Here is a 13,805-nt window from a genome sequence, read left to right on the forward strand (position 1 = left end):
CTGAGCCTACGTCTGTAATTACACATGGGCTGGACAGCAGGGCAATTATTTTTTCCAAGGTGGGGAGGATGGCCTGTATGGGGGTACAAATGACGATTAGGTCACATCCGTCATCTAAAATAGTCAGCTCAGTGCCAGCACGAGTCACAGCCCCTCGTTCCAGCGCCGTATTACAGGTGGAGGGTTTTCGGGAAACCCCTATCACCTCATGACCCCTTGCAACTAGGTCTAATCCCAAAGAGCCGCCAATCAGGCCTAATCCCACAATTCCAATCTTCATAAACCCTCTTATCCATGCCACAAAGAATTATTGTAGAGGTAAGGTAAAATGATAAGGGAGAAAGATACAGAAAACAGAAAAGACACCCGTGGTGGAAGCAGAGAGGAAACAAGAGACAGAAATTAAGTTTGACACCATTGAAGAGGCCCTAGCAGAGATAAAAGCAGGGCGTCCAGTAGTAGTGGTAGATGACGAAAATAGAGAAAATGAGGGGGATGTTATCTGTGCTGCCCAATTTGCCACCCCGGAGATGATCAACTTCATGGCGGTGGAGGCACGGGGCTTGATTTGTTTAGCTATGACAGGGGAAAGATTGGACGAGTTGCAATTACCCCTAATGGTATCCAAGAATACAGACAGCAACCAAACCGCCTTCACCATTAGTATTGACGGAGCCCCCCACACAGGTGTAACTACGGGTATTTCGGCAGAAGACAGGGCTAGGACAATACAAATAGCAATCAACCCGAAAACCAAACCAGAAGACTTGTCACGTCCAGGGCATATTTTCCCCCTTAGGGCCAAAGACGGAGGGGTACTAAAAAGGGCAGGGCATACAGAAGCCGCCGTGGATTTGGCTCGTCTAGCGGGGTTGTACCCTGCCGGGGTGATTTGTGAGATTCAAAACCCCGATGGTAGTATGGCAAGACTACCCCAGTTGTATGAATATGCTAAAAAACACAACCTCAAACTCATCAGCATCGCTGACCTAATCAGTTATCGTCTAAAACATGATCGTTTCGTCCACAGGGAAGCCTCCTGCTACTTTCCCAGTCTTTTTGGCAATTTTAGAATATATGCCTATAGGAATGTACTAGATAACACTGAACACCTAGCTATTGTCAAGGGAGAGATAGAAAAATTCCCCCACCAGCCCGTGTTGGTGCGAATGCATTCCGAGTGTTTGACAGGGGATGCCCTGGGCTCATTGCGTTGTGATTGTAGAATGCAATTACAAGCCGCCCTCAAAATGATTGAAAATGCCGGTTTGGGGGTAGTAGTGTATTTACGACAGGAAGGCAGGGGCATAGGCCTGATCAACAAACTAAAAGCCTATGCTTTGCAGGATCAGGGATTTGATACCGTGGAAGCCAATGAGAAACTAGGATTTCCTGCAGATTTAAGAGACTACGGGGTGGGGGCACAAATTCTAAACGACTTAGGCATTAAACAAATCCGCCTTATCACCAACAACCCCCGCAAGATTGCCGGTTTGAAGGGTTATGGCTTGGAAATAGTTGAGCGTGTCCCTCTTTTGGTAGAGACCAACGACTACAACTGTAACTATATGGCAACCAAGGCAGAAAAACTGGGGCACCTCTTGTTACAAACCTACCTCTGTACTGTGGCAGTAAACTGGAAAACTCCCATTGTGTCGGACCAGCAAAGGTATGAGAAACTGGAGAATATTAGGAGACTGGCCAGACAGCACAGCTTTTTAATACAAGAGGAAGTACGACCTGTGGCTCTAGCCCTGTTCAGCAAACCCGCCATGATTTTCCATCTAGGCTTTGACAAGGGCAATCTAGTCACCCCTCAGTGGTATAAAAACAATCATCATCCCTACTTGAGAGCCATTTTGGAAATTTTGGACGAAATCAGCAACTGGGAAAACTTAGACTGTTTACAATTTTTAATGGCAGATGGACAAGACCCCATGTTAGGATTACAGGTAAAACTGGCCAGAGAGACCCTCCCACCAGATGTCACCTTTCTAAACCTGAAAAAAACATTAGACAGTCAGAAAATATACGTCTACAAATGTCAGGAAGACACCATAAAATAAAAGAGTAGAAGCTCTTATCCAGAACTGCCATGTTTAGGGATGACCAGGAGAAAGAAGAAGTAATCGAGCCCTTGACCGACAATCAAGAGAGGATTTTAGCCGAACAAATACCGGCAAAAGACTCCCAAGAAATAATAAAAGTAGCAGAAAAACTCAGCAGTATAATTTCCCCCTACTTCATAGTAATTGTGGGTCTGTACCTGTTTGATGATAACTTTTTTCTGGGGGCAATTTTAATCCTAATTGGAATATTCTCCCTGTTGAATATTTCCTGGCAAGACATTTATAATTGGCTGGAGAAGGTCAGGGAGTTTTTAAAGAATGAATGAAAAGGGAAGATGAGGGCAAAAAAGCCCACATTAGAACAACACCTTAGGTGAGAGAGTTACTAAAACCCATCTCTTCCTGGTGGAGGGAGTAAACTCTGGTGCGAATTTCCTCTAAAACCCTGTTGTCCACAGCTTCCTTAGCAAGGCGGATGGCATTAAAAATAGAGGGAGACTGTGAGCTTCCGTGACTTATAACACAAACTCCATTGACGCCAAAAAGCAACGCCCCCCCGTGTTCCGCATGGTCAATTCTCTGTTTTAATCTTTTTAGGTTGGGTTTTAAGATACTGGTGCCTATTTTCCCCCTCCAGCCGTAAGGCAATTCTTCTTTGACAATCTGTAAAATGATTTCCCCTACAGCCTCTATCAATTTCAGCACAACGTTGCCCACAAACCCATCACAAACAATAACATCAAACTTGCCCGAGAGAAGATCTCTTCCCTCGGCATTGCCAACAAAGGGGATTTTGCGATTCCGACTTAGCAGTTTGTATGTTTCCTTAGCTAACTCATTTCCCTTGGTAGACTCCTCCCCAATATTCATTAAACCAACTTTTGGCTCTTCCACCCCCAATACATACTTACTATAAACAGTGCCCATGAGAGCAAATTGTTCCAGGTATTTAGGCTTACAGTCCACATTGGCACCCACATCCAGAATAATGACTGACTTACCAGGGCACATGGTGGGGAAAACCGCACCAATAGCCGGACGCTCAATACCCTTAATACGCCCCAAGGAGAGTAAGGCAGAAGCCATTGCCGCGCCAGAATGCCCTGCAGATACCACCGCCTCTGCCCTTTTTTCCTTTACCAGATTCATGGCCACATTGATAGATGCCTTTGGTTTACGACGCACTCCAGCTATGGCCTCTTCTTCCATGGTTACTACACCTTCTGAGGGCACTATCTGAATGTTTTTCAAATTCACATTATGACGTGCCAACTCCGCCCTAACTGCCTCCACATCCCCTACCAGCAATATTTCCACATCCAACTCAGCCGCGGCCCGGATGGCACCTGCTACAATCTCCCCAGGGGCATTATCCCCCCCCATAGCATCCACTGCAACTCTTGCGCGTTTCTCTACCATTGTTTTCTGTTTGGCACGAAAGTCTCTTAGATTATACCACAGTTGTCCTTCCGTAAAAGTTCTCCCCTGCCGTATGACAAGCTACTGAGGGTAGCCATAACCCCCATAAGAGTAACTTAGACGACCACCGTTAACAGTTTCCCCCGAGACACCACCCTTTTCTAAACTACCCCCATATTCTTTTGTTTTGGGGTTTCTTTAGCGTTTTGTTCTAAGTGAATGCATTTTTTTACCACCGGCGCCCAAATTTCTATTTTCATTTCCCCCCTCTCGCTCCTTTTAATCCCTAACACCATTGTATAGTATAGTATCACCGATGGAGAATATTTAGAAACAACAATAGTAATCAGGGAGTGAATTCTCTGCTTAAAAAAACTTAGGAATTAACAGGATGTATCTGTGAGATCATAAGTTTGTTGTAGGTTTACAGATGAAAAGAAAATAATAATAAAATGGCTACAGATAATAAACCCACAGTAATAATAACTGGGGCGTCTTCAGGTGTTGGATTACAGGCGGCAAAAGCCTTGGCAAAAAGAGGCTGGTTTGTGGTGATGGCTTGTCGCAACTTGGAAAAGGCAAAACAAGCGGCAGAAAGAGTGGGAATACCACCTACAGACTATCAAATTCTACACATAGACCTAGCGGATTTTGACAGTGTGCGGAAATTTGTGCAAGACTTTCGGGCAACCGGCAGAAAATTAGATGCACTAGTATGCAATGCTGCAGTTTATTATCCCCTATTAAAAGAGCCAATTCGCAACAAAGATGGCTATGAAGTCACCGTTGCCACCAATCACCTTGGACATTTCCTCCTGTGTAACCTCCTGTTAGAAGACTTACAAAAATCCGGGAATCCCCAACCCCGTTTAGTGATTTTGGGCACGGTTACCGCCAACCGCAAAGAATTTGGTGGCAAAATTCCTATCCCCGCGCCACCGGATTTGGGTAACCTAGACGGCTTTAAACAAGGATTCAAACCCCCTATTAGTATGATTGATGGCAAGAAATTTAAATCCGGGAAAGCCTACAAAGACAGCAAACTCTGTAACCTCCTCACTATGTTAGAGTTACATCGCCGTTATCATGACTCCACTGGCATTGTCTTTTCTGCCTTATACCCCGGTTGTGTAGCAGAAACCGCCCTATTCCGCAACCACCACCCCCTCTTCCAAAAACTCTTCCCCATCTTTCAAAAATACATCACTGGTGGCTATGTTTCCGAGGAGTTGGCCGGAGAGAGGGTAGCTATGATAGTAGCAGATCCAGAATACGACGAATCCGGGGTGTATTGGAGTTGGGGAAATCGGCAAAAACCGGGGCGCAAGGCTTTCAAACAGGACATTTCCGAAGAGGCTAAAGATACAGAAAAAGCCAAACTCTTGTGGGATTTGAGTAAACAACTAGTGGGACTTGCTTAAGAGTACAATAGTATAGCTTGTTAGAAAAGCCCACTCAATAACCACGGCGATAGAAAGGTTTTCTAACCACTGTCGCCGGATTTAATTTGCCCCTAATCTCCACCATCACCTTTTGTCCTACCTTACTATAACAAGAGTCTATGTAGGCCAGGGCTATCCCCCGTTGAAGAGTTGGGGAAAAAGTGCCACTGGTAACAAACCCCACAGCATTGTTGTCTACCACGAGAGAATAACCATGCCGAGGAATATGTCTGCCATCCATGGTTAATCCCACCAACTTGCGTTTCACCCCTTCTTGTTTCTGACGTAACAGTGCCTCTTTGCCGATAAAATCATGATTAAAATCAACTAGCCAGCCCAATCCTGCCTCCAAGGGGGTGGTATTCTCATTAATATCTTGCCCATAAAGACACATACCCGCCTCCAGACGAAGGGTATCCCTGGCGCCCAACCCACAAGGGGTAACCCCTTTTACTATACAATATTGCCACAGTTGCCTCCCTGTCTCCCCACTCGTCATGATTTCAAAACCATCCTCCCCTGTATACCCGGTGCGGGCGATAAATACATTCTCTCCACATAGGCTGCTATAGGTGTGAGAGAAGCCCTCCAAGGCTCCTAAATCAGCCTCTACCAGCTTAGAAAGTACATTTATGGCATTTCTCCCCTGCAGGGCGATTAGAACTAAATCTAGAGTCTTATCCTCCAGTGTTACACCCTGTGGAGCCAAGTGTGTTTGAAGCCAGGCGAAATCCTTCTCTCTAGTGGCAGCATTGACAATCAGAATGCCAGATTCCCTGCCATTTTCTTCCCCCAGGTAGTAAAAAATAACATCATCTACAATGCCTCCCTGGGGATTTAACAAAACTGTGTATTTAGCCTTGCCAGCTTTTAGATTAGTCAGGTTGGTGGGAGTAAGACGGCCAAATTTTTCCCGCAGCCTTTCGCCTTTAAAAAAAAACTTACCCATGTGGGAAATATCAAACATCCCCACCTCTTCTCTGACGGCAAGATGCTCATTTTTCACCCCAGTAAACTGTAGAGGCATCTCCCAGCCGGCAAAGGAGGTGAATTTCACCCCTTCTATTTTTGCCAGCAGGGGATAAAGGGGGGTGCGTGAAGGCTTGGAGTATGAGACTGTCACTTATCCCTGTTTGTTCACTAATACAACCCTTGCCTCTTATTATCTCATATCAGATTGTCCCACGCGGGGTAGTCTTCTCACCAGTGTTGCCATCTCAATGGCATTCATGGCATACTGCCATCCGGCATTGCTTTTTATCCCCGCCCTTTCCAAGGCTTGTTGCATGGTGTCGGTGGTGAGAATGCCAAAAATCACTGGTATGCCCGTCTCCAAAGCCACTGACGCTATCCCCTTGGCAGCTTCGTTACACACATAGTCAAAGTGGGGGGTGTCTCCCCTGATAACTGCTCCTAGACAGATAATAGCATCATAAAGCCCACTCAACGCCAACCTCCGCGCTACCATGGGGATTTCAAAACTCCCCGGCACCCACACATAGTCTACCTGATTTCCCTCGGGATTGGTGTCGATGCCGTGTCTTTTTAGACAGTCTTGACAACCACTCAACAGTCTACTAGTGATTAGATCATTAAAACGCCCTATTACTATTGCCAGACGTAGACTTGACGTCTCCTGAAAATTTCCCTCAAAAACCGCCATCTTTTCCTACATTTTGTTTTGGTTTGGTGAGCAAATATACTCATGCCCACCGCCGTTATTAATCTTAATATTTTGTTATCCTTAACATTTTTTAACAAAAAGACAAGGAGAATTAAACCACAAAGGAGTTAAGAATTGCAACAAGAATTACCAGGAGGACCCAAATGCCAGAACCAATGAACAATAAGGGTTTGGACTGATCCCAGTTTTGGGGGGTGGCAAAGGCCACTGGCACATATACAACCATCAGGCAGGAGAAAAGCACCAACAGAGTTAACACCAACTGGAATAAGATAGTCATTTTCTTAGTCTCCCAAAATATTATTTTTCCCACTAACTTTGTTTTAACAAGTTTAGGTCAAATTGGCACTTTGTTAAAGGGGATTTTCCCCAAAAGAGCTATTGGTTATAATATAATCATCGGCGTAACAAAGGCAATAACAAATCATGAACGACAACCCCCACCCCCAAGCCTCCTTTTCCCTAGAAGACTTTGCCAAAGCCCTCGAAGAGAGACAGTATGATTACCATTTCAAAGTAGGAGAGGTAGTCAGGGGCAAGGTGTTGGAATATGACGCCAATGGGGCTTTTGTGGATATAGGAGGCAAGTGCCCAGCATTTTTGCCCTTAAAGGAGGCCACATTAGGGAGCATAACCGATATAAAGGAGATATTACCACTGGGGCAGGAGTTTGACTTTGTTATCATTGGCGAGGGGAAAGAAGAGGGGCAATTAAAAATCTCCCGTCGTAGGCTTGTTATAAATCAAGCCTGGGACGAGCTAAAACAAATACAGGAAAAAGGCACCACCGTCAAGATGCTAGTGACAGGAGTTAACAGGGGGGGAGTGGTGGGATTGGTAAACGGCATTCAAGGATTTATCCCTAAGTCTCACCTATTGCAGAAGGAAAATCTAGAAACTCTCATAGGACAAACCCTAGAAGCTAACATATTGCAGATAGAACCAGAAGAGAATAAACTAACACTGAGTCAGAAAAATTTAGCCCTATCCTCCGCTATTGCCCTTTTACACGAGAGAGAAGTAATCAGTGGTAAAGTGACTAGCATTTCCCCCTACGGCGTGTTTGTCGACTTGGGAAACGGAGTGACGGGCCTACTCCATATTACCCAAATTAGTGGCGCTAAGATCACCTCCTTAGAAACCCTCTTCCAGCCAGGGGAAGAAATTAGGGTGGTGGTAATGGAGGTAGACACCTACAAAAACCGCGTTTCCCTTTCTACCAAGATACTAGAATCCTACCCCGGCGAATTCTTGGAAAACAAGGAAGCAGTGATGGCTAACGCCGAAGAAAGACTGGCAAGAAAAAAAGCAAAAAAAGATAACTGACTTTTGACAACAGTCTTCCCTACGAGCCATTGACATTAGTCTATCCAGAGAGTATGATGGATAAGCAAAGGTCAATGGAGAGGGGAGGTAAAGTTGATTCAGGCAACACTACATCAGTTAAAGGTATTTGAAACCACGGCAAGACTAGGAAGTTTTACTAAGGCAGCAGAGGAATTAGAGATAACTCAACCCACTGTCTCCAGTCAAGTAAAACAATTGACAAAGGCAGTGGGATTGCCTTTATTTGAACAAATTGGCAAGCAATTATATCTGACAGATGCTGGGAAGGAATTATTGCGCACTTGTCAGGAAGTATTCTCCCAGCTGGAAAACTTTGAAATGAAAATAGCCGACATGAAAGGCTTAAAGGAGGGAAGGCTACGCCTTTCTGTCATCACCACCGCAACTTATTTCATGCCCAGAATCCTAGGTGCTTTTTGTCAATTGTATCCCAACATTGATATTTCCCTCCAAGTGACCAATCATGAACAAATGCAACAGAGGATGATGAATAATCAAGACGATTTATACATCCTCAGCCAACCCCCTGAAGACATGGATTTGAAAAGCCAACCCTTTATCGAAAACCCCCTAGTAGTAGTGGCAAGAAAAGATCATCCTTTGGCTAACCGTCGACAAATACCCCTGGAAGAATTACAAGCCTATCCTTTTATTATGAGGGAATCCGGCTCTGGCACCCGCAAGGCAGTACAAAATTTATTCAAACAACACAATATTCAGGTTTCTGTGCGTCTGGAATTAGGCAGCAATGAAGCCATCAAACAAGCCATTCTAGGAGGCTTGGGTATTTCAGTACTATCAAAGCACACCCTCACCGGTGCCTCTCACGAAGATTTAACTATCCTGGATGTCCAACATTTCCCCATTATTAGACACTGGTATATCACCTATCTCAGCGGTAAACAACTGTCCGTAATAGCCCAAACTTTCCTCGATTTCCTCCTAGATAAAGCCCAATTAGTCCAGGTATAACTTTCAGCCAATTAAACATTCTGATTAAACCAATAAAAAAAACAATATCAACCGAACAACAAAAACCCCCTTGACAGGGGAGACGCTTAATCTTATAATAGCTGGCGACGAGGTTATTTTGTAACAATAAAAATGCTGGAATTTTTAAAGAATACAGTTTGGTTCGTCCCCTGTTACACCTTAATAGGTGGGATTTTAGCCATACTGTGGTCCCCCGGAATAATAAGGAGAACAGGCACAAGGCCAGCAGGGTATATTAACATATTAATGACATTTCTGGCCTTCTTACACAGCACAATAGCCCTATACCAAATTTGGGGAGAGCCAGCAAAAGAATACCGTTTTACCTGGTTAAATATAGCCAATTTAAACATATCTTTTGACGTGCAAATCTCCTCAATTAGTGTAGGGGCCCTGGCACTAATTACCGGCCTAAATTTCCTCTGTCAACTCTATGCCGTGGGCTACCTAGAAATGGATTGGGCCTGGGCAAGATTCTACGCCGTCTTGGGTTTTTTTGAGGCCGGAATGTGTGGTCTAGTACTGTGTAATTCCCTGTTTTTCAGCTATGTATACTTAGAGGTTCTAACCCTTGGCACCTATCTGGCAATAGGATTCTGGTTCGCCCAGCCGTTGGTAGTTTCAGGGGCTAGGGACGCTTTTTGGACAAAACGGGTGGGGGACCTTATGCTATTAATGGGGGTAATTGCCATATACCCCTTTGCCAAAACCTGGAATTACAACTATCTGGGATACTGGGCTCAAAACTCCCCTATAGACCCCACCTTTGCCACTATACTGTGTTTGGGCCTTATTGCAGGACCCATGGCTAAATGCGCCCAGATTCCCCTCCACCTCTGGTTAGACGAAGCCATGGAAGGACCTATACCTGCTACAATACTGCGTAACTCAATTGTAGTGGGGACAGGGGCCTACGTTTTGATACAGTTGCAGCCAGTGCTAGAAATATCACCTGTGGTATCACAAATAGTAGTACTGGTGGGTGCGACAACTGCTGTGTTAACCTCTCTGATATCCGTAGCCCAGATAGACGTAAAAAGGGTGCTTTCCTACCTGGTTAGCACCTATATGGGTTTAGTATTCATGGCAGTAGGCACTAATCACGAAAGGACAGCCCTACTATTGATTGCCGCCTACGCCCCCGCCATGGCTTTGTTGTGTATGAGCATTGGGGTGATTGTATGGACCAATATTACACAAGACTTGACCCTCATGGGGGGATTATGGAAACGTCGCCCCTTGCCAGCTATGGCCTTTCTAGTGGGCAGTTGGGGGATGGTAGCCTTCCCGCCGTTAGGTGGTTTTTGGGTATTGCCCCGTCTTGCCAATGAATTTCTCTCTTCCCAACCCTGGTTGTTGTGGGTGTTGCTGTTTGTCAATGCCGTTACCGCCTTTAGTCTCATGCGCGCCTTCTATCTCATATTTCTAGGCGATGTCAAACCGATGACAGTCCGCTCGCCAGAAGTATTGTGGGCCATGGTATTGCCCATGATGATTATGATGGGGATTACCCTGCATTTACCCTTTATTTTTAACCAGTTTCAATTGATTTATTTAGATTGGAAAATGGGGACAATTTTGAGTACTTCGGCAGCCTTAGGCGCCCTTTCAGCCCTGATAATTTATAGCAAGAAGCCAGCCAATGAAACCGTGGCCTTAGTTCCCCAAGATATAGGGGATTTATTCGCCTATGACTTATACACTCAAGATCTATATAAAAACACTGTGGCTGCCCTGGTAAACGCTATGGCTGCCCTTAGCAATTGGTTTGATAAATACATCGTAGACGGGGTAGTAAACTTGGTGGGATTGGGGACAGTATTTGGCGGCCAAGCATTGCGTTACACAACCTCTGGTCAATCCCAGTTGTATGTCTTCTCCATCATGTTAGGATTGATTCTCCTCAGTATAATATTAGAGTTAATACAAGCATAAATCGTAAAAGATATAGGTGAAATTTATGATGATTAATCTGCTGTTAGCTATCCCAATAATAGGGGCAATAATTGTAGGAATTATACCTAACGAAAAAGGTAGTAACAATGCCAGAAATGTGGCCCTGGCAACTGGTATTTTAACTCTTATAATCAGTGGAATAATTGCCGCCGATTTCAACCCTAAACAGCCGGGTTTACAGCAACAGTTATCAGTGGAATGGTTGCCCTTTTTGGGATTAAATTACACCGTTGGTATAGACGGTTTATCCCTGCCTTTAATCCTCCTCAACTGCCTACTGGTAACACTATCTTTTTTAAATGGGGAGTTGGAGGGGAAAAGGTTATCTAAACCAAAACTCTACTTTATACTCGTATTACTCTTAACCGCTTGTGTCAATGGCGCCCTGATTGCCCAAAATCTTCTCCTCTTCTTTATACTCTACGAAGTTAAACTGGTACCTACCTACTTGTTGATTTCTACCTGGGGTAGGGATAAAAGTGGTTATGCGGGAATAAAATATCTCCTGTATACCGCCTTCTCGGGGATTTTCGTGTTGACTGCCTTTTTGGCGTTATATTTCCTCAATGGTAGCAGCAGTTTCGATATAGACAAAATTAACACTGCTATCCTCCCGGAAAGCAAACAAATAATCCTACTGGCTAGTATTGTCATTGGTTTTGCCATCAAAATTCCTATATTTCCCCTACACACATGGCTACCTCCAGCTTATACGGAATCTGCCACCCCGGTGTCAATGTTGTTAGGGGGTATTGTATCTAAACTGGGTACATACGGTTTAATCCGTTTTGGTTTACAGTTATTCCCCCAAATTTGGCAAGAAATCTCCCCCTACCTGGCAATAATAGCAGTGGTAAGTGCTATTTACGGCTCTCTAGTAGCAGTATCCCAAACAGACATCAAGAAAATGGTGGCATATGCCTCCCTGGCACACATAAACTTTGTAGTTTTAGCTACAGCAGCCGCCACCCAGTTGGCCATTACTGGGGCCATTGTGCAGATGATAGCCCATGGTTTAATTGTGGCCCTATTGTTCCATCTTGTAGGGATCATAGAAGAAAAAACCGGTAGCCGGGAGATGTCAGATTTACAAGGCTTGATGAATCCCTATCGAGGCTTCCCCTTCGTGGGAGGTTTGATGATAACGGCAGTGATGGCTAGTGCGGGTATTCCTGGTATGATAGGTTTTGTGGGCGAATTTATCTGTTTTCAGGGCAGTTTCACAGTGTTTCCTATATATACCCTCCTTTGCCTGATTGCCACCGGTTTGACTGCCGTTTACTTTGTCATCCTTATTAACCGGGTTTTCTTTGGCAGGTTAGACAACTATAAGGGTTATTATCCCTCTGTTAAGGGGTTTGAAAGAATCCCCGCAATAATTCTAGCAGTGATGATCATCTTTTTCGGCATACAACCTTCTTTACTCACCAATTTCAGCCTCGTCACCAGTCAAATGATAGCTCAAAAGGCACAGTATAATTCAAGAGTACTATAAAGATTTGTAATGGGTGTAGGAAAAGAAACTATGAGAGAAACCACAGTGAAACAAAAACTGCCACCAAGCAAACACGAGTTTGCGGAGGTGATTCACCGTTTGGAAGCCGGTGGCAGCATGTTGCCGGATACACCGGAAAATCTAATGCAAATCATAGGCATATACAAAGCCTATGCCATCCCCATGGATTTTTATTGGCGGGATTTGTTATACATTGCCGAAAGGGTTTTCCTCAATCCCTTACCATTTTTTAAATATTTTCTACCAAAAGAGTATCTGGAAAGACCCAACAGTTATGCGGGGGAGAATGCAGAATTAAGAATATGGCGTGGGGAGGCAACTGCACACCCAGAATTGTTGGCCTTTATCGAAAAAGGGGAATTGGGAAGGCTACCAAGATTGCTTCATCACCTGTTACATGATCGAATTAACATGGAATTTGCCGAAGCCTGTATGCGCGCCATGTTGTGGCATGGCAGAGACATGGGATATGGACAATTTGACGCCTATTTAGACTCGGAGGAATATAAGGCTAACGCCGATGTTGCCATCAAAGCCTACTTTAAGAATAACCCCCTAATGCTAGGACTATATAAACTCTTCCCGGAAATGTTTTTAGAACAGGTGCGACAGTTGTCCTACTATGCTAATCTAGGACTATTCTGGGAGGTAATGTGTCCTGTATTCTTAGAAATGTCGGATATATATGACGAGGGGGGATTTAAAACTGTCACTGATGCCATGAATTTCCTGGTTAATGGCATCTTTGCTGTCGCCAATCGTCCTATATACCACCATGTTTATATTGATGGCAAGTGTTATGAAATTATCCCCAAATCAAAAGGCTTTACCTGGCTACATGATGCCGCCCTACCCTATGTAGAAGCAGTATTTTATCGCACTGCCCCCTTCCGTGGAACAAAATCTTACAATGCCCAAGCCCGTCAGATTCCCCGTGAACAAAAAGACTTTCATTATGGTATCCTATACGCCGATGTATTTCCAGTAGGCAGTGCCGGTATTCCCCCCACCTTCCTTATGTATGACATGCTGCATTTCCTTCCCCCCTACCTAGTGGAATATTATCGCCAACACTGTCGTGGGGAGGATGACATGCTTATCCAACTGGGAATCAGCTTTCAACGTTCCATGTATAATGTTACCTCGGCAGTAATCCAAGCCCTGAGACAAGCATTGCATCATCCCCTCGATGACGACAATCCCCAACACCTGCTGGAAAACCGACAATTCTTTGAAAAGCAATTAGACAGATTTAAACGCCAAGAAGCCAGACTTAGAGACATTCAAAATCCCAATTACCGATAGGTGAAAGGAATACTAGCCGCCAATGCCCCAGTTGTTTATAATGCCTCCCGTCATTGGTGGCTTTCTTTTTTATT

The 13,805-nt window shown here is 44.5% G+C and carries 13 protein-coding genes; 8 read left to right on the forward strand and 5 right to left on the reverse strand.

The annotated features are described in order from the left end of the window. Positions 1-280: prephenate dehydrogenase/arogenate dehydrogenase family protein (locus IGQ44_10905; GenBank protein ID HIK38482.1), on the reverse strand; the 280-nt coding region annotated here is incomplete at its 3' end. A gap of 91 nt (positions 281-371) precedes the next feature. On the opposite strand from IGQ44_10905, the gene ribA reads away from it, so the two are divergent. Both ribA and IGQ44_10915 read left to right on the forward strand, forming a co-directional pair. After that, positions 372-2,066: a bifunctional 3,4-dihydroxy-2-butanone-4-phosphate synthase RibB/GTP cyclohydrolase II RibA gene (gene ribA / locus IGQ44_10910; GenBank protein ID HIK38483.1), complete on the forward strand. Its 1,695-nt coding sequence runs from the start codon at positions 372-374 to the stop codon at positions 2,064-2,066. 107 nt (positions 2,067-2,173) lie between these two features. Further along, entirely contained in the window at positions 2,174-2,395 is a 222-nt protein-coding gene (locus tag IGQ44_10915; GenBank protein ID HIK38484.1) for a hypothetical protein, read from the forward strand. A gap of 43 nt (positions 2,396-2,438) precedes the next feature. On the opposite strand, the gene plsX is transcribed toward IGQ44_10915, so the two are convergent. Continuing rightward, positions 2,439-3,488, reverse strand: coding sequence for a phosphate acyltransferase PlsX (plsX, locus tag IGQ44_10920; protein HIK38485.1), 1,050 nt, complete (start codon positions 3,486-3,488; stop codon positions 2,439-2,441). A gap of 452 nt (positions 3,489-3,940) precedes the next feature. On the opposite strand from plsX, the gene IGQ44_10925 reads away from it, so the two are divergent. Beyond that, positions 3,941-4,909, forward strand: a complete 969-nt coding sequence (locus IGQ44_10925) for a protochlorophyllide reductase (GenBank protein ID HIK38486.1) — start codon at positions 3,941-3,943, stop codon at positions 4,907-4,909. A 34-nt stretch (positions 4,910-4,943) separates the two neighbouring features. On the opposite strand, the gene gcvT is transcribed toward IGQ44_10925, so the two are convergent. From gcvT to psbZ, 3 genes are all read right to left on the reverse strand, one after another. After that, the gene (gcvT, locus tag IGQ44_10930) at positions 4,944-6,053 is read right to left on the reverse strand and encodes a glycine cleavage system aminomethyltransferase GcvT (protein ID HIK38487.1); all 1,110 of its coding nucleotides are present in this window, start codon (positions 6,051-6,053) and stop codon (positions 4,944-4,946) included. Positions 6,054-6,092: 39 nt separating this feature from the next. Next, positions 6,093-6,593 (reverse strand): 6,7-dimethyl-8-ribityllumazine synthase, encoded by a 501-nt coding sequence (locus tag IGQ44_10935; protein ID HIK38488.1) that lies wholly within the window; start codon positions 6,591-6,593, stop codon positions 6,093-6,095. Positions 6,594-6,705: 112 nt separating this feature from the next. After that, on the reverse strand, positions 6,706-6,894 hold the full coding sequence (psbZ, locus tag IGQ44_10940; GenBank protein ID HIK38489.1) for a photosystem II reaction center protein PsbZ: 189 nt from the start codon (positions 6,892-6,894) through the stop codon (positions 6,706-6,708). 146 nt (positions 6,895-7,040) lie between these two features. On the opposite strand from psbZ, the gene IGQ44_10945 reads away from it, so the two are divergent. From IGQ44_10945 to IGQ44_10965, 5 genes are all read left to right on the forward strand, one after another. Then, a complete protein-coding gene (locus tag IGQ44_10945; protein HIK38490.1) occupies positions 7,041-7,940 on the forward strand; it encodes a S1 RNA-binding domain-containing protein in 900 nt (299 codons plus the stop codon). Positions 7,941-8,033: 93 nt separating this feature from the next. Beyond that, a complete protein-coding gene (locus IGQ44_10950) occupies positions 8,034-8,933 on the forward strand; it encodes a LysR family transcriptional regulator (protein ID HIK38491.1) in 900 nt (299 codons plus the stop codon). Positions 8,934-9,065: 132 nt separating this feature from the next. Further along, a complete protein-coding gene (locus IGQ44_10955) occupies positions 9,066-10,889 on the forward strand; it encodes an NAD(P)H-quinone oxidoreductase subunit F (protein HIK38492.1) in 1,824 nt (607 codons plus the stop codon). 28 nt (positions 10,890-10,917) lie between these two features. Beyond that, positions 10,918-12,405 (forward strand): NADH-quinone oxidoreductase subunit M, encoded by a 1,488-nt coding sequence (locus IGQ44_10960; protein HIK38493.1) that lies wholly within the window; start codon positions 10,918-10,920, stop codon positions 12,403-12,405. Between the two features lie 30 nt (positions 12,406-12,435). After that, entirely contained in the window at positions 12,436-13,731 is a 1,296-nt protein-coding gene (locus IGQ44_10965; protein ID HIK38494.1) for a CO2 hydration protein, read from the forward strand. Positions 13,732-13,805: the final 74 nt, after the last annotated feature.

Source organism: Geminocystis sp. M7585_C2015_104 (assembly GCA_015295805.1).
GTDB lineage: Bacteria > Cyanobacteriota > Cyanobacteriia > Cyanobacteriales > Cyanobacteriaceae > DVEF01.

Bases quoted from the DNA above. Each gene is read 5' to 3' on its own strand.
- IGQ44_10955 (HIK38492.1), top strand. From the start codon at position 9,066: ATGCTGGAATTTTTAAAGAATACAGTTTGGTTCGTCCCCTGTTACACC.
- IGQ44_10935 (HIK38488.1), bottom strand. From the start codon at position 6,593: ATGGCGGTTTTTGAGGGAAATTTTCAGGAGACGTCAAGTCTACGTCTG.
- plsX (HIK38485.1), bottom strand. From the start codon at position 3,488: ATGGTAGAGAAACGCGCAAGAGTTGCAGTGGATGCTATGGGGGGGGAT.
- IGQ44_10965 (HIK38494.1), top strand. From the start codon at position 12,436: ATGAGAGAAACCACAGTGAAACAAAAACTGCCACCAAGCAAACACGAG.
- IGQ44_10960 (HIK38493.1), top strand. From the start codon at position 10,918: ATGATTAATCTGCTGTTAGCTATCCCAATAATAGGGGCAATAATTGTA.
- IGQ44_10925 (HIK38486.1), top strand. From the start codon at position 3,941: ATGGCTACAGATAATAAACCCACAGTAATAATAACTGGGGCGTCTTCA.
- IGQ44_10945 (HIK38490.1), top strand. From the start codon at position 7,041: ATGAACGACAACCCCCACCCCCAAGCCTCCTTTTCCCTAGAAGACTTT.
- psbZ (HIK38489.1), bottom strand. From the start codon at position 6,894: ATGACTATCTTATTCCAGTTGGTGTTAACTCTGTTGGTGCTTTTCTCC.